Origin of the sequence: Streptomyces sp. NPDC006430, assembly GCF_040612395.1 — a bacterium.
In the GTDB taxonomy this organism is placed as follows: domain Bacteria; phylum Actinomycetota; class Actinomycetes; order Streptomycetales; family Streptomycetaceae; genus Streptomyces.
Genome location: NZ_JBEXQA010000016.1, coordinates 103,173 through 125,760, shown reverse-complemented (window position 1 = coordinate 125,760; position 22,588 = coordinate 103,173). Strand labels below are relative to the sequence as shown.

16 protein-coding genes and 1 riboswitch are annotated in these 22,588 nt (G+C 71.5%); of the genes, 7 read left to right on the top strand and 9 right to left on the bottom strand.

Translation table 11 applies throughout. The annotated features are described in order from the left end of the window. Window positions 1-4: 4 nt before the first annotated feature. A complete protein-coding gene (locus ABZZ20_RS22815; RefSeq protein ID WP_356872314.1) occupies window positions 5-2,752 on the bottom strand; it encodes a GNAT family N-acetyltransferase in 2,748 nt (915 codons plus the stop codon). Window positions 2,753-2,936: 184 nt separating this feature from the next. On the opposite strand from ABZZ20_RS22815, the gene ABZZ20_RS22810 reads away from it, so the two are divergent. Beyond that, entirely contained in the window at window positions 2,937-3,218 is a 282-nt protein-coding gene (locus ABZZ20_RS22810) for an HPr family phosphocarrier protein (RefSeq protein ID WP_356872312.1), read from the top strand. Window positions 3,219-3,424: 206 nt separating this feature from the next. Here the strand turns inward: ABZZ20_RS22810 and ABZZ20_RS22805 are convergent, their stop codons facing one another. The 4 genes from ABZZ20_RS22805 to ABZZ20_RS22790 form a co-directional block, all read right to left on the bottom strand. Next, window positions 3,425-4,090 (bottom strand): GntR family transcriptional regulator, encoded by a 666-nt coding sequence (locus ABZZ20_RS22805; protein ID WP_356872310.1) that lies wholly within the window; start codon window positions 4,088-4,090, stop codon window positions 3,425-3,427. Between the two features lie 179 nt (window positions 4,091-4,269). Next, window positions 4,270-5,064 carry a M23 family metallopeptidase gene (locus tag ABZZ20_RS22800; RefSeq protein WP_356872308.1) on the bottom strand — a complete coding sequence of 265 codons (795 nt, stop codon included), beginning with the start codon at window positions 5,062-5,064 and terminating at the stop codon, window positions 4,270-4,272. A gap of 13 nt (window positions 5,065-5,077) precedes the next feature. Continuing rightward, window positions 5,078-5,233, bottom strand: a riboswitch (cyclic di-AMP (ydaO/yuaA leader). A 184-nt stretch (window positions 5,234-5,417) separates the two neighbouring features. Next, a complete protein-coding gene (locus tag ABZZ20_RS22795) occupies window positions 5,418-6,785 on the bottom strand; it encodes a pitrilysin family protein (RefSeq protein WP_356872378.1) in 1,368 nt (455 codons plus the stop codon). Window positions 6,786-6,805: 20 nt separating this feature from the next. Continuing rightward, entirely contained in the window at window positions 6,806-8,146 is a 1,341-nt protein-coding gene (locus ABZZ20_RS22790) for a pitrilysin family protein (protein ID WP_356872306.1), read from the bottom strand. 245 nt (window positions 8,147-8,391) lie between these two features. On the opposite strand from ABZZ20_RS22790, the gene ABZZ20_RS22785 reads away from it, so the two are divergent. After that, complete coding sequence (locus ABZZ20_RS22785) at window positions 8,392-10,848, top strand: DNA topoisomerase IV subunit A (RefSeq protein ID WP_356872304.1); 2,457 nt, start codon at window positions 8,392-8,394, stop codon at window positions 10,846-10,848. Window positions 10,849-10,948: 100 nt separating this feature from the next. Continuing rightward, on the top strand, window positions 10,949-13,033 hold the full coding sequence (locus ABZZ20_RS22780) for a restriction endonuclease (RefSeq protein WP_356872302.1): 2,085 nt from the start codon (window positions 10,949-10,951) through the stop codon (window positions 13,031-13,033). Window positions 13,034-13,115: 82 nt separating this feature from the next. Here the strand turns inward: ABZZ20_RS22780 and ABZZ20_RS22775 are convergent, their stop codons facing one another. Then, window positions 13,116-14,213, bottom strand: a complete 1,098-nt coding sequence (locus ABZZ20_RS22775; RefSeq protein ID WP_356872376.1) for a GTP-binding protein — start codon at window positions 14,211-14,213, stop codon at window positions 13,116-13,118. A gap of 71 nt (window positions 14,214-14,284) precedes the next feature. Next, window positions 14,285-15,451, bottom strand: coding sequence for a citrate synthase/methylcitrate synthase (locus tag ABZZ20_RS22770; RefSeq protein ID WP_356872300.1), 1,167 nt, complete (start codon window positions 15,449-15,451; stop codon window positions 14,285-14,287). Between the two features lie 55 nt (window positions 15,452-15,506). Here ABZZ20_RS22770 and ABZZ20_RS22765 point away from each other — a divergent pair, with 55 nt between their 5' ends. The 4 genes from ABZZ20_RS22765 (at window position 15,507) to ABZZ20_RS22750 (ending at window position 20,340) form a co-directional block, all read left to right on the top strand. Further along, window positions 15,507-16,745 (top strand): citrate synthase, encoded by a 1,239-nt coding sequence (locus tag ABZZ20_RS22765; protein ID WP_356872298.1) that lies wholly within the window; start codon window positions 15,507-15,509, stop codon window positions 16,743-16,745. A gap of 520 nt (window positions 16,746-17,265) precedes the next feature. Then, window positions 17,266-17,760, top strand: coding sequence for a cupin domain-containing protein (locus ABZZ20_RS22760; protein ID WP_356872296.1), 495 nt, complete (start codon window positions 17,266-17,268; stop codon window positions 17,758-17,760). A 253-nt stretch (window positions 17,761-18,013) separates the two neighbouring features. Beyond that, window positions 18,014-19,645: a sensor histidine kinase gene (locus tag ABZZ20_RS22755; protein ID WP_356872294.1), complete on the top strand. Its 1,632-nt coding sequence runs from the start codon at window positions 18,014-18,016 to the stop codon at window positions 19,643-19,645. Beyond that, window positions 19,642-20,340, top strand: a complete 699-nt coding sequence (locus ABZZ20_RS22750; protein WP_356872292.1) for a response regulator — start codon at window positions 19,642-19,644, stop codon at window positions 20,338-20,340. Before ABZZ20_RS22755 ends, ABZZ20_RS22750 begins: the two co-directional genes overlap by 4 nt. A 68-nt stretch (window positions 20,341-20,408) precedes the next feature. Here the strand turns inward: ABZZ20_RS22750 and ABZZ20_RS22745 are convergent, their stop codons facing one another. Together ABZZ20_RS22745 and ABZZ20_RS22740 are read right to left on the bottom strand one after the other, a co-directional pair. Then, window positions 20,409-22,001 (bottom strand): cation acetate symporter, encoded by a 1,593-nt coding sequence (locus tag ABZZ20_RS22745; RefSeq protein WP_356872290.1) that lies wholly within the window; start codon window positions 21,999-22,001, stop codon window positions 20,409-20,411. Beyond that, window positions 21,998-22,489, bottom strand: coding sequence for a DUF485 domain-containing protein (locus ABZZ20_RS22740; RefSeq protein WP_356872288.1), 492 nt, complete (start codon window positions 22,487-22,489; stop codon window positions 21,998-22,000). The genes ABZZ20_RS22745 and ABZZ20_RS22740 overlap by 4 nt, the downstream gene beginning before the upstream one ends. Window positions 22,490-22,588: the final 99 nt, after the last annotated feature.

Genomic DNA, 22,588 nt, shown 5'->3' with positions numbered 1-22,588 from the left:
CCGGTCAGTAGCTGGGGAGTGTCCGGGGGCCGAGGTCGGTGCGGGCGGGCGGGTGCGCCACGCGGACGGTGGCGCTGAGCACGGAGAGGCCCTCGGTGGCGACCACGACGGGTTCGAGCGTGACGCCCACCACCTCGGGGTGGTCGTCCACGAGCCGGGACAGGCGCAGCAGGAGCTCCTCCAGGGCTGGGGTGTCGACGGGGTCGCTGCCGCGCCAGCCGAAGAGGAGGGGGGCGGTCCTGATCGACCGGATCAGGCCGGCCGCGTCCCGGTCGGTGGTCGGGACGAGACGGTGGGCGGTGTCGCCGAGCAGCTCGGAGGCCACGCCGGCGAGCCCGAAGGAGAGGACGGCGCCGGCTGCGGGGTCGATGACGGACCGCACGACGGTGTCGACTCCGCGCGGAACCATGGCCTGGACGACGGGCAGCAGCTCGCCGGGCGTGCCGAGGAGGTCGGTCAGCTCGTCGTACGAGCGGCGCAGCTCGGCTTCGGTCGTCAGGTCGAGGCGTACGCCGCCGAGGTCCGCGCGGTGGCGCAGGTGCGGGGCGGTGGTCTTGAGCGCGACGGGGTAGCCGAGGATGCGGGCGGCCCGGACGGCGGCGTCGGCGGTGGGCGCGGGCAGCGTGGGGAGCACCCGGATCCCGTATCGGGCGAGCAGCGCGGCGGCGTCGGGCTCGGTGAGAACGAGCACCTCGGTCCCGACCCCGTCGAGGAGCTCGGTGAGCTGGGCCGCGGCTCCGGCCTGGTCGATGTCCTCGTACTCGGGCACCTGCCCGGCGTCGGTGTTGGCCCGCCGCCACTGCGCGTACCGCACGGCTTCGGCGACGGCCCGCACGGCTCGTTCCGCGGCGGGATAGGCGGGGATCCGCACGGACTCGAAACCCGGCTGCGTGCGGGGGTGCGCAGGCGGCGCGCCCGGAAGGAGCGCCGAGGGGGACAGGGCTTCCACGAGCTCAGCCAGCTCCACGTGGACCACCGCCACCGGCTTGCCCGGGTGCTCGGCCACCGCATCGCGCAGGGCGGCGGCCACGTCGTCCTCGGGTTCCTGCTCGTTCACCCAGGGGATCACCGTGACGATCACCGCGTCGTTCGCGGTCGAGGCCAGCGCGGCGCCGAGCGCGCGCCGGAAGTCCTCCGGGGTGGCGGCCGTCGTCAGGTCCAGCGGGGCTCCCGGTCGCAGCCCCTGGGCCAGGCAGGCGTCGTAGCTGAGGATGCCCAAGGACTCCGAGTTCCCCAGGATCGCCACGCGCGGCCCGCCCGGCAACGGTTGTGAGGCGAGCAGCAGCCCGACGTCCACCAACTCCGTCACCGTGTCGACCCGGATCACTCCCGCCTGCCGCAGCAGCGCCGAGACCGTGGTCTCCGGCAGCCTGGTCCCGGGGACCACGTGCCCCGCCGGGGTGTGGCTGCCGCCCTTCGCGACGACCACCGGTTTCACCGCCGCCGTCCGCCGCGCGAGCCGGGTGAACTTCCGCGGATTGCCCAGGGTTTCGAGGTACATCAGTGCGACGTCGGTGGCATCGTCCTCGTACCAGTACTGCAGGATGTCGTTTCCGGAGACGTCTGCCCGGTTGCCCGCCGAGACGAACGACGACAGCCCCTCGCCCCGCCGGAGCAGTGCGGAGAGCAGCGAGATGCCGATCGCCCCGGACTGGGTGAACAGCCCGATGCGGCCCCTCGTCGGCGCCGGCGCCGGTGTCAGGGAGGCGTTGAGCTCCACCTCCGGCGCGGTGTTGATCACGCCGTACGCGTTCGGCCCGATCAACCGCATCCCGTACGAGCGCACCTGTCGCACCAGCTCGCGCTGTCGGTCGAGTCCGGCCGGGCCGCTCTCCCCGTATCCGGCGGACAGCACCACCAGCCCCTGCACGCCGCGCTCGCCGCAGGCGGCCACGGCCTCGGGGACCCGCTCGGCGGGGACCGCGATCACCGCGAGGTCGACGGGGGCGTCGATGTCACCGAGGCTGCGGTAGGCCCGTACGCCGTCCAGGAAGTCGGTGGTGGCGGCCTCGTTCACGGCGTAGAGGTGGCCATGGAAGCCGCTGTCGCGCAGGTTCCGCAGGGCAGCCGCGCCCACGCCCCCGCCGGAGCGGCTGACCCCGATCACCGCCACCGAGCCGGGCGCCAGCAGCCGCTGCACGGAGCGGGCCTCGGCGCGCTGCTCCCGGGCACGCTGGACGGCCAGGGACTCGGCCGTGGGTTCCAGGTCGAGGGTGAGGTGGACGGAGCCGTCCTCGAAGCTGCGCTTCTGCTGGTAGCCGGCGTCGGTGAACACCTTGATCATCTTGGTGTTGGCGGGCAGCACTTCGGCCACGAAACGGCGGATGCCGCGCTCCCGGGCGACCGCCCCGATGTGCTCCAGGAGCGCGGAGGCGACACCGCGACCCTGGTGGGCGTCCTGGACGAGGAAGGCGACCTCGGCCTCGTCGGCCGGGGCGGAGGCGGGGCGCCCGTCGGCGCCGATCCGGTCGTAGCGGACGGTGCCGATGAACTCCTCGCCGATGGTCGCCGCGAGGCCGACCCGGTCCACGTAGTCGTGGTGCGTGAAGCGGTGAACGTCGCGGTCGGAGAGCCGGGGATAGGGCGCGAAGAAGCGGTAGTACTTCGACTCGTCGGAGACCTGCTCGTAGAAGCTGACCAACCGGCCCGCGTCGTCCGTGGTGATGGGCCTGACCCGGGCGGTGCCGCCGTCGCGCAGCACGACGTCCGCTTCCCAGTGGGCCGGGTACGAGGGATCCGACGCGGTGGTCATGCCGTGATCCTAAGGCCAGGAACGGCCGGACAGCTCCTGCGCGGCGCACGAGGCAAGCCCGGTCACATCAGGGCAAGCTGGGTGGGGTCGAACGGCGAGGGATCCGGGCCGAAGGTCGGTCGGAGCATCGAAGGCGTCGTGAGAGACTGGTCTAGACAACCGTAAGAACCTGAAGGGCATCACCATGGCAGAGCGCCGCGTCAACGTCGGCTGGGCCGAGGGCCTGCACGCTCGTCCCGCCTCGATCTTCGTCCGCGCGACGACCGCTTCCGGCGTCCCGGTGACCATCTCGAAGGCCGAGGGGAACCCCGTCAACGCCGCGTCCATGCTCGCGGTGCTGGGCCTGGGCGCCCAGGGCGGCGAGGAGATCATCCTCGCGTCCGACGCCGAAGGCGCCGAGGCCGCACTGGACCGCCTGGCGAAGCTGGTCGCCGAGGGTCTTGAGGAGCTCCCCGAGACCGTCTGACCCTTCGGGCCCTTCGGGTTCGTCCCGGGCGTGCGACGAAGCCGCGACCACCGGCATTCCGATGGTCGCGGCTTCGTCGCTCCCCCGCTTTCCACCCCGCTCGACAGCCCATTCGGACACGACGGGAATTCGTGCGATCCGCGCGAAGAAAGCGGCGCGGAGAAAATAATGAGGCCGCCGCCTCCGACATTAATACGCGGCATTTGTTAATGCGGACCGCTCGCCGTGTTTACGGCATGTTGCGAAGTCCTCACTCGCAGCCGGTGCGCCCCGCTCGCCCGCTCCGCGTGGATCGCCGTCAACGTCCGGGCCCGCTCCGCGTCGCCGCGCGCCACGGCGTCCACGATCGCCCCGTGATCCGCCCAGGATTCCACGGGCCGCGCCGGGGCCTCCACGACGTACATCCAGGCGACCTTGTGCCGCATCTGCGCGAGCAAGGCGATCAGCCCGGGGCTGCCGGAGGCCTGGGCGAGGGTCTCGTGGAACCAACCGCCCAGGGCCCGCAGATCCTCCCCCTGCCCACGCCTGGCCCGCTCCTGCCCCAGCCTGACCAGCCCCCGCAACACCTTGAGGTGGGCTTCGGTGCGCCGGCGGGCGGCCCGGGCGGCGGCCAGGGGTTCGAGCAGCATCCGCAGTTCCAGGAGATCGGCGGCCTCCTGCTCGGTGGGTTCGGCCACGCAGGCGCCCGCATGGCGCCGCGTGGTGACGAAACCCTCGGACTCCAGGGTCCGCAGGGCCTCGCGGACCGGGACGCGGGAGACTCCGTACCGGCGGGCCAGGACCTCTTCGGTCAGTCTGCCGCCCGGTTCGAAGACCCCGGAGACGATGTCGTCGCGGATTGCTGTGCATACCGCGTGCGCAGGAATACGCAAGTCCGGACCTCCGCCTATTTCCGATTTCCGACGCCATTGCCGCGACCGTGTTGGGATCGTACTGGGACTCTATTGCAATACGCGAAATTTTCCGAGCGCGGCCGAAAATCGGAGATATTTACAGCCACAACGCGAAGACCCCGGCTCGGGGAGCCGGGGCCTTCAGTGGAGTGCTGCGGTCAGAGGTCGACGCCGTGCTGGCGCAGGTACGCGACCGGGTCGATGTCCGAGCCGTACTGGGAGCCGGTGCGGGCCTCGAAGTGCAGGTGCGCACCGCTGGAGTTGCCGGTGGAGCCCGACAGCCCGATCTGCTGGCCCGGGGTGACCTGATCGCCGACGGAGACGCTCAGCGAGAGCATGTGGCCGTACTGGGTGTACGTACCGTCGTTGTGCTTGATGACGACGTTGTTGCCGTACGCGCCGCCCCAGCCGGCCTCGACCACGGTGCCCATGCCCACCGCGTGCACCGAGGTGCCGGAGTCCGCGTGGAAGTCGATGCCGGTGTGGCTGCCGGAGGACCACATGCCGCCACCCGCGTGGTACTGGGTGCTGATGTAGGACCCGTCGAGCGGGGCGACGAAGGTGTTGAGGCGCTTGCGCTCCGCCTCGCGGGCGGCGCGCTCGGCGGCCTCGCGCTCGGCTTTCGCCTTCTCCTCGGCCTTCGCCTTGGCCTCGGCGGCGCGCGCCTTCGCGTCGGCCTCCGCCTTCGCCTTGGCGGCCGCGGCTTCGGCGGCGTGCTGCTGGGCCTCGGCCTGGGCCTCGATCTGCACCGGGAGGTCCTCGGCGGTGACGACGGCGTTCAGGCCGGTGTCCTCCATGGAGGGGGCCTTGTCCGACGCGGCGAAAGCCGGGCCTGCGAGGGAGCCGACGACACCGGTGGTGGCGAGGGCGGCTATGCCGGCGAAGCCGGCGGTCTTGCGGCTCAGACGACTGGAACCACGGTGCTTACCGGCGGCACGACTGCCATACGCCATGAAGGGGCTGATCCTTTCCTTCCTTCTCGCCTACCGGGTTAGCTGACGGGTTCGGAGCAGGAAGGTCTCCTACGGGCTCCTCCGAGGAGGCGGCCCGATTCACCCCAGGGACACTTGGGTCCCCGGCTCCCCAGGCTCGCGCCTGACGGGGACTCGGCGATCGCTGCCCGGTGCCGCGGGTGCGGCGCGTACAACTGACGGACAGCACGGCCGACGCTAGGCGGATCATCAGTCAATCGCCAAACAGAGGCGGCATTTTGTTGCGTACGCCACACCACATACGCGCAGCCTCTCCACTAAACAGACAAAAGGGACTCCGGGGGACAAGCCGCCGAAACCCCTTGAGTCGTCCGTCAGTTGGCGACGACGGTCACCTCACCGATCCCCAGCGCCCGCACCGGTTCCTCGATCTGTGCGGCGTCGCCCACGAGAACGGTGACCAGACGGTCCACCGGGAACGCGGCCACGACCGCCGAAGTCGCCTCCACCGTGCCGGTTTGGGCCAGCTGCGCGTACAACTGCGCCTGGTAGTCGTCCGGAAGCTCCTGCTCGACCTGATCGGCGAGGGTGCCGGCCACGGCCGCGGCCGTCTCGAACTTCAGCGGGGCCACACCCACCAAGTTCTGCACCGCCACGTCCCGTTCGGTGTCGGTCAGGCCGCCCTCGGCGAGGGTGCGGAGCACCTTCCAGAGGTCGTCGAGCGCCGGGCCGGTGTGGGGGGTGTCCACCGAACCGCTGATCGCGAGCATCGAAGCGCCCTTGCCGTCGGCGGTGGAGCGCAGCACCTGCCCGAACGCGCGCACGCCGTACGTGTAGCCCTTCTCCTCGCGCAGCACCTTGTCCAGGCGCGAGGTGAGGGTGCCGCCCAGGCAGTACGTGCCGAGCACCTGCGCCGCCCAGACCCGGTCGTGCCGGTCCGGTCCGATCCGGCCGATGAGCAGCTGAGTCTGGACGGCACCGGGCCGGTCCACGATGACCACGCGACCCGTGTCGTCGGCGGTCACCGGCGGGACCGGCAGCGCCTCGGCGGAGTTCCCGGTCCACGTGCCCAGGGTGTCCGCCAGTACGGCGTCCAGGTCGATGTCGGTCAGATCGCCGACGACGACCGCGGTGGCCGTGGCGGGGCGCACGTGGGCCTCGTAGAAGGCGCGTACGGCCGCGGAGTCGATCCGGGCGACCGTCTCCTCGGTGCCCTGGCGCGGGCGGGACATCCGCAGGGCCGCCGGGAAGAGCTGCTTGGAGAGCTCCTTGGCGGCGCGGCGCTGCGGGTTGGCCAGCTCGTGCGGGATCTCGTCGAGCCGGTTGCGCACCAACCGGTCGACCTCGCTGTCGGCGAAGGCGGGCGCGCGCAGCGCCTCGGCGAGCAGGCCCAGCGCCTTGGGCAGCCGGGAGGCCGGAACCTCCAGGGAAACCCGCAGGCCCGGGTGGTCGGCGTGCGCGTCGAGCGTCGCACCGCAGCGCTCCAGCTCGGCCGCGAACTCCTCGGCGGAGTGCTTGTCGGTGCCCTCCGACAGGGCGCGGGCCATGATGGTTGCCACGCCGTCCAGGCCCTCGGGCTCGGTGTCCAGCGGGGCGGCGAGGTTGACCTCGACCGCAATGACCTGCTGCCCCGGACGGTGGCACCGCAGCACGGTCAGGCCGTTGGGCAACGAGCCGCGCTCGGGAGCCGGGAAGGCCCACGGCTTGGCCTGGCCGGCCTGCGGCTGCGGGTGGAAGGTCATCGTGACGGCTGCGGTGTCGCTCACTGCTCCGCCCCCTCGTTCTCGTCGTTCTCGTCGGCCTCTGGCGTGAGCGGCTCGTACACCAGCACCGCGCGGTTGTCCGGGCGCAGTCGGGCCGCGGCCACGGCCTGCACCTCCTCGGCGGTGATGTCGAGGACGCGCTGGACGGCGGTCAGCGCGAGCTGCGGGTCGCCGAACAGCACGGCGAAGCGGCACAGTTCGTCGGCGCGGCCGGCCACCGTGCTCAGCCGGTCCAGCCACTCGCGCTCCAGCTGCGCCTGGGCACGCTCCATCTCCTCGGCCGTCGGGCCCTCGGCGGCGAACCGCGCGAGCTCCTCGTCCACGGCCGCCTCGATGTCGGGCACCTCGACCCCGCTGGACGTCTTCACGTCCAGCCAGCCCAGCGAGGGCGCGCCGGCGAGGCGCAGCATGCCGAAACCGGCGGCGACGGCCGTCTGGTCGCGGCGTACCAGCCGGTTGTGCAGCCGGGAGGACTCGCCGCCGCCGAGCACGGTCAGCGCCACGTCGGCGGCGTCGCACTCGCGGGTGCCGTCGTGCGGGAGCCGGTAGGCGGCCATCAGCGCGCGGGCCGGAACCTCCTCGACGATCTCCTCGCGCAGCTGCCGGCCCATGATCTCGGGCAGCACCCCATCACGCGGCGGCTGCTTGCCGTCGTGTCCGGGAATGGTGCCGAAGTACTTCTCGACCCAGGCGAGCGTCTGCTCGGGGTCGATGTCGCCCACGACCGACAGCACGGCGTTGTTGGGCGCGTAGTACGTACGGAAGAAGGCGCGCGCGTCCTCCAGGGACGCAGCGTCCAGGTCGGCCATGGAGCCGATGGGGGTGTGGTGGTACGGGTGACCCTCGGGGTACGCCAGGGCCGTCAGCTTTTCGAAGGCCGTGCCGTACGGGACGTTGTCGTACCGCTGACGGCGCTCGTTCTTGACGACGTCGCGCTGGTTCTCCATGGACTCGTCGTCCAGGGCGACCAGGAGGGACCCCATCCGGTCGGCTTCCAGCCAGAGGGCGAGCTCAAGCTGGTGGGCCGGCATGGTCTCGAAGTAGTTGGTGCGCTCGAAACTGGTCGTGCCGTTGAGGGAGCCTCCGGCACCCTGGACCAGCTCGAAGTGGCCGTTGCCCGGTACGCTCGCCGAACCCTGGAACATCAGGTGCTCGAAGAGGTGAGCCAGGCCGGTCCGTCCCTTGACTTCGTGGCGCGAGCCGACGTCGTACCAGAGGCAGACCGCGGCGACCGGGGTCAGGTGATCCTCGGAGAGCACCACGCGCAGGCCGTTGGCCAGCCGGTGCTCGGTCGCTGTCAGGCCGCCGGAGCCGGCCTGGGCTGTGGCCGTGTGACCCATGGGCATGTGGTCCCTTCGATCGCGATGCAGAGATTTCCGTCAGACCTGCCACTGTATGCAAGCGTGTCGGGCACCGGAGAAGTTCCCGGCTCGTGCTCCCCCAGGACTCCGTCCGGGGGGGGACCCCCAGGGTCGGAGTCGGCGTTGTCGGTGCCTCGGGCCACAATGGTCCGCGACAACGCCCGTCAGAACCCCAGCCAGACCCCCCAGCACACCTTCATTCTTGGTTAAGGAGCCGCGCAGCGATGGCCCGCCGCAGCACGAAGACCCCGCCGCCGGAGGATTTCGAGGAGAAGATCCTCGACATCGATGTCGTCGACGAAATGCAGGGCTCCTTCCTCGAGTACGCGTACTCGGTGATCTACTCCCGCGCCCTGCCCGATGCCCGGGACGGCATGAAGCCGGTCCACCGGCGCATCGTCTACCAGATGAACGAGATGGGCCTGCGCCCCGACCGCGGTTACGTGAAGTGCGCCCGCGTCGTCGGCGAGGTCATGGGCAAGCTGCACCCGCACGGTGACGCGTCGATCTACGACGCGCTCGTGCGCATGGCACAGCCCTTCTCGATGCGGCTGCCGCTGGTCGACGGCCACGGAAACTTCGGTTCGCTCGGCAACGACGACCCGCCGGCCGCCATGCGTTACACCGAGTGCAAGATGGCGGACGCCACGTCGCTGATGACGGAGTCGATCGACGAGGACACCGTCGACTTCACCGCCAACTACGACGGCCAGGAGCGGGAGCCGGTCGCGCTGCCCGCGGCCTACCCCAACCTGCTGGTCAACGGCGCCTCCGGGATCGCCGTCGGCATGGCCACCAACATGCCCCCGCACAACCTGGGCGAGGTCATCGCGGCCGCCCGCCACCTGATCCGCTACCCCCAGGCCGACCTGGACGCGCTGATGCGCTTCGTGCCGGGTCCGGACCTGCCCACGGGCGGCCGGATCGTCGGCCTGTCGGGGATCAAGGACGCCTACGAGAAGGGCCGGGGCACCTTCAAGATCCGTGCGACGGTGACCGTGGAGAACGTGACGGCGCGCCGCAAGGGCCTGGTCGTCACCGAACTCCCCTTCACGGTCGGCCCCGAGAAGGTCATCGCGAAGATCAAGGACCTGGTCGGTTCCAAGAAGCTCCAGGGCATCGCGGACGTCAAGGACCTCACCGACCGCTCGCACGGCCTGCGCCTGGTCATCGAGATCAAGAACGGTTTCCACCCCGAGGCCGTACTGGAGCAGCTGTACAAGCTGACGCCGATGGAGGAGTCCTTCGGCATCAACAACGTCGCGCTGGTCGACGGCCAGCCGCTGACCCTGGGCCTCAAGGAGCTGCTGGAGGTCTACCTCGACCACCGGTTCGAGGTCGTGCGGCGGCGCAGCGAGTTCCGCCGCGGCAAGCGGCGTGACCGACTGCACCTGGTCGAAGGTCTTCTGGTGGCCCTCGTCGACATCGACGAGGTCATCCGGATCATCCGGGACAGCGACAATTCGGCGCAGGCGAAGGAGCGGCTGATCGAGCGCTTCTCCCTGAGCGAGATCCAGACCCAGTACATCCTGGACACCCCGTTGCGCCGGCTCACCCGGTTCGACCGGATCGAGCTGGAGTCCGAGCGCGACCGCCTCACGGGCGAGATCGACGAGCTGACCGGGATCCTGGACTCCGACACCGAGCTGCGCAAGCTGGTGTCCACGGAACTGGCCGCGGTGGCCAAGAAGTTCGGCACCGAGCGCCGTACGGTCCTGCTGGAGTCGGCGGGCACGCAGGTGGGAGCGGTTCCGCTGGAGGTCGCGGACGACCCCTGCCGAGTGCTGCTGTCCTCGACGGGTCTGCTGGCACGCACGGTGACCGGCGAGCCGCTGCCCGAGCAGGAGGGCGGGGCCCGCGCGAAGCACGACCTGATCGTCTCCCAGGTCGCGGCGACCGCCCGGGCCGACATCGGCGCGGTCACCTCGTACGGGCGGCTGCTGCGGCTCTCGGTGATCGACCTTCCGCAGCTGCCGGACACCCACGCCGCGCCGAACCTGGCCGGCGGCGCCCCCGTCTCGGAGTTCCTCTCCGGGTTGGAGGCCGACGAGAAGGTGATCTGCCTGACCTCGCTGGACGAGTCCTCGCAGGGCCTGGCCCTGGGCACCGAGCAGGGCGTGGTCAAGCGGGTCGTCCCGGACTACCCGGCGAACAAGGACGAGCTGGAGGTCATCACCCTCAAGGACGGTGACCGGATCGTCGGCGCGGTCGAACTGCGCACGGGTGAGGAAGACCTGGTCTTCATCACCGACGACGCCCAGCTGCTGCGCTACCCGGCCGGTCAGGTACGTCCGCAGGGCCGCCCGGCGGGCGGCATGGCGGGCATCAAGCTGTCCGAGAACGCCAAGGTGATCCACTTCTCGGCGGTGGACCCGGCCCGGGACGCGCTGGTGTTCACCGTGGCGGGCTCGCACGGGACGCTCGACGACTCGGTGCTGTCCGGAAAGCTGACGCCGTTCGACCAGTACCCGCGCAAGGGCCGGGCCACCGGTGGCGTGCGCTGCCAGCGGTTCCTGAAGGGCGAGGACCTGTTGGTGCTGGCCTGGACGGGCAACGCTCCGGTCCGCGCGGCGGCGGTGAACGGCACCCCGGCCGAGCTGCCGGCCGTGGACCCGCGCCGCGACGGCTCGGGGGCCGCACTGCCCGCGGTCGTCGCCGCTCTGGCGGGGGCCGCGCTGTAGGACGTACGAGGGCGTTCGGGTGGTACGACCCGCGGGACGTACCACCCGAATGCCGACTAGTGTTTTCCCTCTTGGTGTTGGTGGGGGGAGTGCACAGCTGATGAGTCGTCGGTCGGGCGGATTGATCGGGGACTGGGCCGAGGCCCAGCGGCGACAGCAGCGGACGCAGCTGGTCCAACAGCGGGAGGCCGAGCGGCGACAGCGGGCGTACGAACGGGACGTGGCGCGCAGCGAGCGTGAGCAGCAGGCCGCCTACCGGCAGCACCGCGAGGCGCAGGCACGGCGGCGGACCGAGTTGATCGAGGCGGAGGTCGCCCGGCTGCAGGGCCTGCTGGCCGAGGGCTGCCGGGCGCCGGCGTTCCGGATGGCTTCGCTGGTCCGCTCCGAACGGCTCGAACCCTTCGCTCCGGGCGCCCTGGCGCACCCCGTAGCGATGCCGCAGCTGGAGCAGTTCCAGCAGCAGAGTGGCTGGACGCTCGGCTCGAACCGGCGGGCGCAGGCCGAGCGAGAGGCCCACGCCCGGTACACCGAGGCCTGGCAGGCGGCCCACGCAGCGGAGGCCCGGCGCCGGCAGCAGCTGGCGGAGTACCGCCAGCAGTACGACCGCTGGGCAGCCGAACAGTCGGCCGCGATCCGCCGCCACAACGGAGGGCTCGACGAACTGGCCGGCGCCCTGAGGGCCGGGGACGCCGAGGCCGCGGTCGAATACTTCTGCGCCGCCCTGTACGCCTCCACCGCCTGGCCCGAGGAACTGCCGAGGCAGGTGGCCGCCGCCTACGACCCGATGCTGCGCCAGCTGGTGGTGGACTGGGAGCTGCCGCGGTACGCGGTGGTACCGGAGGCCAAGTCCGTCCGCTATCTGCCGAGTACGGACCAGGACAAGGAGGCGGCCCGCCCGGCCACCCAGCGGCGGGCTCTGTACCGGGACCTGCTGGCCCAGTGCGTCCTGCTGGTACTGCGCGAGTTGTACGCGGCGGACGAGTTCGGCGTGCTGGACTCGGTGGTCGTCAACGGGTTCGTGGACGACCACGATCCGGTGACGGGCCGGGAGGCGCAAATCGTCCTGGCCACGGTGTCGGCGGCGCGCACCGACTTCTCCGGGCTCCGCCTGGAGCAGGTGAGCGCCGTCGACTGCCTGGTGGACGGCCTGCACGGGCAGCTGTCGGCACGGCCCGACCAGCTGACCGCGGTACGCCCCGGACGCAGGCCGGGCGAGGTCGGCGGAGGGGTCGTCAGCCACGGCGGGCACGCCGGCGACGATGAGGACGAGCCGGACCTCTTCTCGATGGACCCGATCGCCTTCGAGGATCTGGTCGCCGAGCTGTTCCGGGCGATGGGCATGGAAGCGGTGACCACGCAGCGGTCGGGCGACGGCGGGGTGGACGTGGAGGCTCTGGACCCGGCACCGATCCGGGGCGGGCGGATCGTGGTGCAGGTCAAGCGCTACCGGAACACGGTGCCTCCGACGGCCGTGCGTGATCTGTACGGCACGGTCCAGGACAAGGGGGCGAACAAGGGGGTACTGGTCACCACCGCGTCCTTCGGACCCACGTCGTACACCTTCGCCAACGGCAAGCCGCTGGAACTGGTTCCCGGGGCCGAGCTCGTGGAGCTGCTCCACCAGTACGGGTTGCGGGGGCGGCTGGGCGGCGGCGCGGCGACTCCCGCGGTCCCGGCGCCACGGGCTCCCGGGCCCGCGGCGGAGCACAACGTACTCGGCATGTACTGGTCCGGGTCCGTCGCACTGGACGTGTGCGCACTCGTCTGCGAGGGCGGTCGGGTGCTCAGCGAGGAGCACTTCGTCTTCTTCAACAACCCGCAGACTCCCGACGGGTCGGTGCGGGCCCGTGCGCACGCGGCGCCCGACCGGGCCGCGCTGGAGGTGTCCTTCGACGCCCTTCCGCAGCCCGCGGACCGTTTGATCCTCGTCGCCGCGATCGACCCGGAAGCCGACCCGCACGCCGACCTGGCCGGGTTCACCGACGCGCACATCCGCCTGCTGTCCGCAGGCGGCGAGGAACTCGGCCGGCTGGACGTCTCCGACGGCCGCGCCGGCGAGACGGCCCTGGTCCTCGGTTCGTTCCGGCGCCGCGCCAACGGGGACTGGGACTTCGTGATCGGCGGCAAGGGCTACCGCGGGGGCCTGGAGGACCTGCTGCGCGAGTACGGGGTCGAGGTCGCCTGAGCAGCGCGGCCTCGGAGCGGGGACGGGGCGGGTGTCCGGCCGGTCGTGTCGGGCTGGGCCGGTGCCGCGTGGGTGCCGCGTCCTACACGTCTTCGCAATCGGGCTCGGCGTAGGGCTCGGGCTCGGTGCCGGCCGCCACGGGGCGGTCGACGTAGCGCAGCACACCCCACATGCTCTCCGGCGGTGCGAGCTGCGGAGCCCGTTCGCGGCAGGCCTCCAGTTCGCGGAGCAGGGCGGGGCCGTCGGTGCCGGAGCCGATCAGGACCAGCTGGCTCCGGCGCGGCTCGCCCCGGCCCCAGGGACCCGGCACGAAGCGGAGGAATCGGCCGACCGCGTGGACCTCATAGCGCTCCTCGTGGCCGGGGACGCCGAAGTGGACGAAGCCCTTGATCCGGTACAGCCCGGTAGGGCGACGGTCCAGGAAGTCGATGAACCTGCGCGGGCTCAGGGCCTGCTCGGACACGAACTCCGTGCTCTCGTAGAGGGTGTGCGCATGTCCGGAGTGGTCCGCCTGGTCATGGTCCGCGGCCTGTGAGAGCAGGTCCTCGAAGGACAGTTGGCCCCGGGTCTCGGTCCACGGGCGCCGGTCGAAGAGCAGCTCCGGGTCGATCCGGCCGTGGTCGGCGGCCACCACTGGCGTGCCGGCGCAGAGCGCGGTCAGCTCGGACTCGATCCTGGCGAGTTCGGCCGTGTCCACCCGGTCGGCCTTGTTCAGCACCACCAGGTCCGCGACGGCCAGGTGGCGGTCGGTCTCCGGATGTGCGGCCCGGGTCGCATCGAACTCCGCCGCATCCAGGACCTGCACCAGTCCGCCGTACCGGATCGACGGGTTCTCGTTGGCCACCAGCATCCGGATCATCTCCTGGGGCTCGGCCAGCCCGCTCGCCTCGATGACGATGACATCGATCCGGTGGACGGGCGCGGAGAGCTTCTCCAGGTAGGCGTCGAGCTCACTGCCGTCGACCGCGCAGCACAAGCAACCGCCGCCGAGCGAGACCATCGAGTCGCCGACCTGACCGGCCACCGACATCGCGTCGATCTCGATCGAACCGAAATCGTTGACGACGACCCCGATCCGAGTGCCTCCCCGATGGGCGAGGAGGTGGTTGAGCAGCGTCGTCTTGCCGGATCCGAGGAATCCGGCCAGGACGACGACGGGAATGGGCTGGACGGACGGCACGGACGGCGTCGCTGGCTGAACGGACGGGAGCGGCTGCACGGGCTGACTGCTGTTCACGCCGCCGATGGTAGTCAGCCGAGCAGCGGAACCGGCTGCGGTGGGGGCGGGCCGACGTACCGGGCGGCCGGACGGATGATCTTCGAATCGGCGGCCTGTTCGAGGATGTTCGCGCTCCAGCCGACCACGCGGGCCGCGCAGAAGGTCGGGGTGAACATCTCGCGCGGCAGCCCGCACAACTCCATGACCACGCCCGCGTAGAACTCCACGTTCGTGTGCAGCTCACGGCCCGGTTTGAGCTCGGCGAGGATCGCCTCGACGTGCCGCTCCACCTCCACGGCGAAGTCCACCAGGGGGCCACCGAACTGGAGGGCGATGTCGCGCAGCATCCGCGAGCGCGGGTCCTCGGTCCGGTACACGGGGTGGCCGAACCCCATGATCCGGTCCCCGGCGAGCACCCGCTCGCGGATCCACGGATCGATGCGGTCCGCCGTGCCGATGGCGTCGAGGGTGTCCAGCGCCCGGCTGGGTGCGCCGCCGTGCAGCGGGCCGGAGAGCGCGCCGATCGCCCCGACCAGGCAGGCCGCCACGTCCGCGCCGGTGGAGGCGATCACCCGGGCGGTGAAGGTCGAAGCGTTGAACCCGTGGTCGACCGTGGCGATCAGGTACTGCTCGACGGCCCGTGCCTTGGCCGGGTCGGGCTCCTCTCCGGTCAGCATGTACAGGTAGTTGGCGGCGTACGGCAGGTCCGCGCGCGGCTCGACCGGTTCGAGCCCCTGGCCCAGTCGGTGCAATGCGGTGAGCAGGGTGGGTACGGCGGCACAGGCGGCCAGCGCGTCGGCGGCCCGCCGCTCGGGGTCGAGGTCGTACACCGGGCGGAAGCCGGCGGAGGCGCCGAGCAGTGAGAGCGCGGTCCGCAACCCGGCGAGCGGGCCGGAGAGGGCTGTCGCCCGGGCGAGTGCGGGCAGGGCTTCGCGCACCGTGTCGGGCAGCCGGCGCAGGGGGCCGATCTCAGCCGCGAAGGCGGCCCGCTCGGCGGCGTCCACCGGCAGGGCTCCGCGGAACAGCAGGTGCCACACGTCCTCGAAGCTGCGGCTGCCGGCGAGTTCGACGGCCGAGTACTGACGGTAGTGGTAGAAGCCCTCACGGCCTCGGACGTCACCGAGTTCGGTTTCGGTGACCACGACTCCCGCAAGACCGCGGGGCACATCGATGGTGGTGTTCATGAATGGACCATCCATGATGGATTGAATCCTTGTCAATATTGATTGAATCAATATATGTAGGGTGTTCGTCATGAACGACGACAGGGACGGCGGGCGCAGGCTCAGCACCCAGGAAGCGGCCAGGCTGCTGGGAGTGAAGCCGGCAACGGTGTACGCCTACGTCAGCCGCGGCCAGCTCAGCAGCCGCCGCGACACCGTCGGGCGGGGCAGCAGCTTCGACGCGGCCGAGGTGGAGGCGCTGGCCCGGCGCACCCGGCGCGAGGCAGCCGCCCCGGCCGGAGACCTCTCGGTTCGTACGTCCCTCACGCTCATCGAGTCCGACCGGTACTACTACCGCGGCGTGGACGCCGTGGACCTGGCCTCGCATTACCCCTACGAGGAAGTCGCCGAGTGGCTCTGGACGGGAACGATCCCCCGCGGGGCCCGGTTCACCGCTCCCCCGGAGGCCCTCGCCGCGGCCCGGCGGGCGGTGGACGCCCTGCCGGAGCACAGCGGGCCGGTCGACCGGCTGCGCGTGGCGGTCGCCGCCGCCGCGGTGGTCGATCCGCTGCGCTTCGACCTCTCCGAGGAGGCCGTACTCGGCTCCGCCCGCTGCCTGGTCCCCACCCTGGTCGGCTCCCTGCCGGTCCTGGGTGCCGAGCCGTGGGCCGGGGACGGGCGCACGGCCCGGCAGCTATGGCCCCGGCTGACGGCGCACGCGCCGGATCCGGACGCCCTGGACGTCCTCGACCTGGCTCTGGGACTGCTGGTCGACCACGACCTGGCGGCTTCGACACTGGCCGTACGGGTGGCCGCCTCGGCCAGGGCCCATCCGTACGCGGCCGTATCGGCCGGGCTGGGAGTGCTGGAGGGTCCTCTGCACGGCGCCGCCGGACGGCTCGCGCACAGGATGCTGACGGAGGTGCTGGAGCGCGGCGGGGCCGCCCCGGTGGTGGCGGAGTACCTGCGGGCGGGACGGCGGGTGCCGGGACTGGGCCACCGGCTGTACCGGGGCGAGGACCCGCGGGCCGCGGCACTGTTCACCCGCCTGGAAGGGCTGACGCAGGCCGCCGGCGCCCTTGGCGCGGCGCGCGAGGTGGCGGCCGTAATGGCCCGGCAGGGCGCAGGACTGCAGGCCAACGTGGATCTCGCGCTGGCGGTGCTGACGGTGTCCTGCGGGATGCCCGCGGAGGCCGGGGAGATGGTGTTCGCCGTGGCCCGTACGGCCGGCTGGATCGCGCACGCGTTGGAGGAGTACCAGGAGCGGCCGCTGCGCATGCGGCCGAGCGGCCAGTACCAGGGGGCACGCCCGCCACAGCCAATGCCGTGACGGGCGGCGGCTCCTTGGGTACGGGCACCCCGGGGCCGGGGGAGGGAGCCCGGGCCGTGCGCCGCAGGGTGTGCTCATGGCTGGAGTGGAGTGCTGACGGTCCTACTGCGGCCTGAGGCCGGTGGCCGGCGCAGGCCGCGCACGAAACACCGAGTTCCGCGTCGGACCTCGCCGTCGGACGGACGTACGTGCGGGCAGCGGACGGTGGTGCCCGGGCGGGGCGGCGGCCCGGGTGTCCGCGGACTCGCGAGCGGTCCGGTCGTTCCGGCGCTCCTGTGGCCCGGGCACCGGCGGGCCCTGGGCCGGGCGATGGCGGTGCTCGCCCTCGTACCGGCCGGCGGCAGGTGAACTTTCCGAGCCGCGGCGAGCCTGCCGGCGCCGCATACGGCGCCACTGCGGCGGCTGGCACCGCCGTCCTGCTGCTGTGAGCGCCCGGCGTCAGTTGTTTGCCCGGGGCGTTTGCGAGTTCGCCTCCGCCTGAAATCCTTCTTCCCCGCAACCGAGCCCGGGAGATGAAGACGTGTCCTTGATCATTCCTTCCTTCGACGACTCCGTGATCGTGCGTGCGGCCGATGCCGAGACTGTCGGTGCCGGCCCGGTCACCCTGCGCCTGCTCGCCGACAGCAGTTCCACCGGCGGCGCGCTGTCCACCCAGCGGGTGACCCTGCTTGACGGTGCGAACGGCGCCGCTCCCCACCACCACTCCCGTTCGGCCGAGCTGTTCTACCTGCTCGACGGCACCGCCCAGTTGCTGTCGGGCGAGCAAGTGGTGACAGCAGGGCGCGGCGACCTCGTCGTCGTGCCGCCCGGCCTCGATCACGCCTTCGCTGCGGCGCCCGGGGAGAACGCGGACATCCTGATCGTCATCACACCGGGCGTCGAGCGCTTCGAGTACTTCCGCCACCTGGAGCGCATCGCCTACGGGAAGGTTCCGCCGGAGTCCCTCCTGGACGTCCAAGAGCTCTACGACACCTACTTCACGAGCAGCGAGACGTGGAACCTGGCACGGAAGTGACCGGGGCGGGGCTTCCCGGGACGGCTCGGGGCGCCCCGCCTCCCCACCGGGCGGTGCGGCGGTGTTCCACCGGAGGCGCTCGGCCGCCGGCCCGGTCCGTGGACGTACGCACGATGGCGGAGCCGGCAGGGGTCGCCGTCCGTGGTGACGTTGCCCGGGGCGGGCCGATCCGACCTGGTGTGCGACCGGCTCGGCGGAGGTATTGCGTTGGAGACATTCCGCTTGGGCCGAAGCCGACCTACGGTTGCTGGTCATGCGGTTCCACCTCATGAGCGCTCGGCGCCTCGGGCTGCCCAGACGGGCCGTCTCTCAGATCCTGCTCACCCAGCTGGCCATCGCCGCCGGGGTCGCCGTGCTGGCCACCGGCCTCTTCCTGGCGCCGCTCGGGGCGCAGCTCGACGACCAGGCCATGCGCCGCGCCTTGGCCATCGCCCAGAGCGCGGCGGCCGACCCGTCGCTGGCAGCCGATCTCCTGGACACCGATGCATCGGGCGGCGGCCCGGGGGTGGACAGCCCCGTGCAGGCTTCGGCCGAGCGGATCCGCCGGGCCACGGGTGCGGAGTACGTGGTCGTGATGGACCTGAACGGAATCAGGCGCTCGCACCCCAACGCCGACCGGATCGGGCTACCCGTCTCCACGGATCCGAGCGATGTCCTCGCGGGCCGCGAAGTGATGGAGATCGACGAGGGCACCCTCGGCCGCTCCGCGCGCGGCAAGGTCCCGCTCGTCGCAGCCGACGGCGAAATCGTCGGCGCCGTCTCCGTGGGCATCGCCTACGACAGCGTCCGTGACCGGCTGCTCGGCGCCATCCCGGGCCTCCTCGCCTATGCGGGCGCCGCCCTGGCAGCGGGTGCGCTCGCCGCCTACCTGCTGTCCCGCCGGATCCAGCGGCAGACCCATGACCTGGCCTTCTCCGATATCGCCGGCCTTCTCGCCGAGCGCGAGGCGATGCTGCACTCCATCCGCGAGGGCGTGATCGCCCTCGACCGCGACGGCCGGGTCCGACTGGTCAACGACGAGGCGGCCCGGTTGCTGGGGCTCGCTGCACATTCCGTCGAAACCCTCGCGGGGCGTCCCCTGAACGAGGTGCTGGGCGCGGGCCGCACCACCGACGTCCTCACCGGCCGGGTCACCGGCTGCGACCTGCTCGCCGTCCAGGGTTCCCGGGTGCTGGTCGCGAACCGGATGCCGACGGAGGACGGCGGCGCCGTAGCCACCCTGCGCGACCGCACCGAGCTGGAGCACCTCGGTCGCGAGCTGGACTCCACCAAGGGCCTGATCGACGCACTGCGCGCGCAGGACCACGAGCACGCCAACCGGCTCCACACCCTCCTCGGCCTGCTGGAGCTGGGCCTGCACGAGGAGGCAGTGGAATTCGTCACCGAGGTCGTCGGTGTGCACCGCAGCACCGCCGAACAGGTCACCGAGAAGGTCCAGGACCCTCTGCTGGCCGCCCTCCTGGTGGGCAAGGCAACCGTCGCGGCCGAGCGCGGGGTCCCGCTGCGCCTGGCCGACACCACTTTCCTGCCCGACCGCCTGGTCGACCCGGGCGGCCTCGTCACGATCACGGGCAACCTGGTGGACAACGCCCTGGACGCCGCCGCGGGCTCCACCACGCCCCTGGTGGAGGTCGAATTGCGCTCCGAAGGCCGTACGGCCATCCTCCGGGTGCGGGACAGCGGCCCCGGCGTCCCGGCCGGCCGCCGCGAGGAGATCTTCACCGAGGGCTGGTCGACGAAGCAGCCCAAGGCCCACCGCGAACGCGGTCTGGGTCTCGCGCTCGTCCGCCGCCTCGCGGAGCGACAGGGTGGCACGGCCCGGGCCGGCGAAGCAGCGGACGGAGGGGCGGAGTTCTCCGTCGTACTCCCGGAGGCCCTGCGATGAACGAGACCCCGATTCACGTATTGGTCGTCGACGACGACATGCGTGTTGCCCTGATCAACGCGGCGTACGTGGCGAAGGTTCCCGGATTCCACGTCTGCGCCCAGGCCCATTCGGCGGCGGAGGCCCTGTCGTACATCGACGCCCACCCCGTGGACCTGATTCTCCTCGACCACTACCTCCCGGACGAGAATGGCCTGGGCCTGGTACGCCGACTGCGCCAGCTCGGCCACCGCACCGATGTGATCATGGTGACGGCCGCGCGCGACCTGGCCACGGTCCAGGCCGCCATGCGCCTCGGGGCCCTCCAGTACCTGGTCAAACCGTTCACCTTCGCGGGCCTGCGCACCCGGTTGGAGGCTTACGGCTCCCTACGTCGCGCCCTGGAGACGGGTGGCGAGGCCGAACAGGCCGAGGTGGACCGCATCTTCGGCGCTCTCGCCGCGGCCGGCGCCCCCAACGAGCTGCCCAAGGGGCACTCCCCCACCACCGCGGAACTGGTCCGACAGGTCCTGCGCTCGGCCGAAGGCCCCCTCTCCACCCAGCAGATCGCCGACCGCGGCGGCATCAGCAGGCAGACCGCCCAGCGCTATCTGAAGCTTCTGGAACGCACCGCCCGCGTCACCCTGTCCCTCCGCTACGGCGAAACGGGCCGCCCGGAACACCGCTACTCCTGGCTCCCGTCCGACGCCGCGTAGTGCTGTGACCGGAAGGGTTCACCGACCCGCGCCGCCCGGCCACAGCACCAACCGGAACGGGAGCACGGTCAGACGGCCCCGGCTCCGGTCAAGGAGCGGACCTCCGTCTCCGCGTGCTTCGCCGCATCCGGCTCCTCCTTCGAGGTGACCGTCCCCATCCAGCCCGCCAGGAAGCCCAGCGGGATCGAGATCAGGCCCGGGTTCTGCAAGGGGAAGAACTGGAAGCTCACGCCCGGGAAGAGGGAGTCCGGGCTACCTGAGACCACCGGCGAGAGGAGGACCAGCACCACCGCGGGGATCAGCCCGCCGTAGACCGACCAGACCGCGCCCCGTGTGGTGAAGCCGCTCCAGAACAGCGAATAGAGAAGCACCGGGAGATTGGCCGAGGCCGCCACCGCGAAGGCCAGACCCACCAGGAACGCGACGTTGAGGTCCTCGGCGAGCAGCCCCAGGGCGATCGCCGCCGCCCCGATGCCGACGGCCGCGACCCTCGCCACCGCCACCTCACTTCGCTGGCGTGCGTGGCGGCGCTTGAGCGAGGCGTACAGATCGTGAGCGACCGAGGCCGAGGACGCCAGCGTGATCCCGGCGACCACGGCCAGGATCGTGGCGAAGGCGATCGCCGCCACGAAGGAGAACAGCACGGCGCCTCCGGCCGAGCCGACCCCGCCGCCCAGGAAGGCCGCGAGCAGCGGAACCGCCGTGTTCCCCGAGGCGTTGGAGGCCCGCACCTCGTCAGGGCCCACCAGCGCGGCGGCCCCGAAACCGAGCACGATGGTCATCAGGTAGAAGCCGCCGATCAGCGCGATCGCCCACACCACCGACCGGCGGGCCGCGCGCGCGGTCGGCACCGTGTAGAAGCGCGACAGGATGTGCGGCAGACCGGCCGTCCCGAGCACCAGCGCGAGGGCGAGGCTCATGAAGTCGAACCGGGCGGTCCAGTCGGCGCCGTACTTGAGCCCCGGGCTCAGGAACTGCCTCCCGTGCCCGCTGCGCTCGGCGGCGCTGGTGAGCAACTGGTCGAAGTTCCCGTGGACGCGTAGCAGTACGAGCACGGTGAGGGTGACGGCCCCGCCCATGAGCAGCACGGCCTTTACGATCTGGATCCAGGTGGTGGCCCGCATCCCGCCGAAGGACACGTAGACCACCATCAGCGCCCCGACGCCGATGACGGTCAACCTCCGGGCCGCGGTCCCCGAGTCCCCGAGCAGCAGGCCCACGAGACTGCCGGCGCCGACCATCTGTGCCACGAGGTACAGCACCGACACGGTGACCGAGGAGATGCCGGCGGCGATCCGGACCGGCCGCTCGCTCATCCGGGCTGCGACCACGTCGGCGAGGGTGAAGCGCCCGCAGTTGCGGACCAGTTCGGCGACGAGGAACAGCACGACGAGCCAGGCGACGAGGAAGCCCACCGAGTACAGCAGCCCGTCGTACCCGAAGAGTGCGATCAGGCCTGAGATGCCGAGGAAGGAGGCGGCGGACATGTAGTCACCGGCGATGGCGAAACCGTTTTCCATCGGGGAGAACAGTCGGCCGCCCGCGTAGAACTCCTCGGCCGAGCCTCGCCGGTTGCGGCTGACCCAGGTGGTGATGCCCAGGGTGACCGCGATGAAGAGGCTGAACAGGACCAGCGCGAGGGTCTGGTGCTCGGTGGTCACCGGCCGGCCCCCCTGGTCCGCATCCGCTCCTGGCCGCGCTCCTGCTCGAAGATCGTCCAGCGCAGGTCCAGCGCGGCACGGTCCCTACGCAGCCGCGCGTGCCGAGCGTACGCCCACGTCAGCAGGAAGGTGCTGAGGAACTGACCGAGGCCCGCCAGAAGGGCCACGTTGACCGCCCCGACGACCGGCCGGGCCATGAAGCCGGGTGCTGCGGTGGCGGCGATCACGTAGGCGACGTACCAGATGAAGAATCCGGCGGTGGCGGGGACGACGAATCCGCGGTAGCGGCTGCGTACCTCCTGGAAGGCGGCGCTGCGCTGCACTTCGAGGTAGATGTCGGACGCCACGGGCTCGGCTCGGCCGTCGGCGGCCGGGCGTGGGGGCGCCGGGTCCTCGCCCTCGTCCTCCCCCCAGCCGACGGCGAGCGCGTCGTACCAGGGGTCGTCGAACCGGATCGTTCCGGCATCGGGACCTTCGTGCTTGTCCACCGAACTCTCCTTGTCCGCAGCCGCATTGGCCGCGTGCCCACAAGGATGTGCGGTATGGACGCTTACCGGACTGGTGTCCCGGTGCTCTTCACTCCAAAA

Excerpts from the sequence above, each read along its gene's own strand:
- ABZZ20_RS22815 (WP_356872314.1), bottom strand. The coding sequence starts at position 2,752 with ATGACCACCGCGTCGGATCCCTCGTACCCGGCCCACTGGGAAGCGGAC.
- ABZZ20_RS22810 (WP_356872312.1), top strand. The coding sequence starts at position 2,937 with ATGGCAGAGCGCCGCGTCAACGTCGGCTGGGCCGAGGGCCTGCACGCT.
- ABZZ20_RS22800 (WP_356872308.1), bottom strand. The coding sequence starts at position 5,064 with ATGGCGTATGGCAGTCGTGCCGCCGGTAAGCACCGTGGTTCCAGTCGT.
- ABZZ20_RS22795 (WP_356872378.1), bottom strand. The coding sequence starts at position 6,785 with ATGACCTTCCACCCGCAGCCGCAGGCCGGCCAGGCCAAGCCGTGGGCC.
- ABZZ20_RS22790 (WP_356872306.1), bottom strand. The coding sequence starts at position 8,146 with ATGGGTCACACGGCCACAGCCCAGGCCGGCTCCGGCGGCCTGACAGCG.
- ABZZ20_RS22785 (WP_356872304.1), top strand. The coding sequence starts at position 8,392 with ATGGCCCGCCGCAGCACGAAGACCCCGCCGCCGGAGGATTTCGAGGAG.
- ABZZ20_RS22780 (WP_356872302.1), top strand. The coding sequence starts at position 10,949 with ATGAGTCGTCGGTCGGGCGGATTGATCGGGGACTGGGCCGAGGCCCAG.
- ABZZ20_RS22770 (WP_356872300.1), bottom strand. The coding sequence starts at position 15,451 with ATGGATGGTCCATTCATGAACACCACCATCGATGTGCCCCGCGGTCTT.
- ABZZ20_RS22765 (WP_356872298.1), top strand. The coding sequence starts at position 15,507 with ATGAACGACGACAGGGACGGCGGGCGCAGGCTCAGCACCCAGGAAGCG.
- ABZZ20_RS22755 (WP_356872294.1), top strand. The coding sequence starts at position 18,014 with ATGCGGTTCCACCTCATGAGCGCTCGGCGCCTCGGGCTGCCCAGACGG.
- ABZZ20_RS22750 (WP_356872292.1), top strand. The coding sequence starts at position 19,642 with ATGAACGAGACCCCGATTCACGTATTGGTCGTCGACGACGACATGCGT.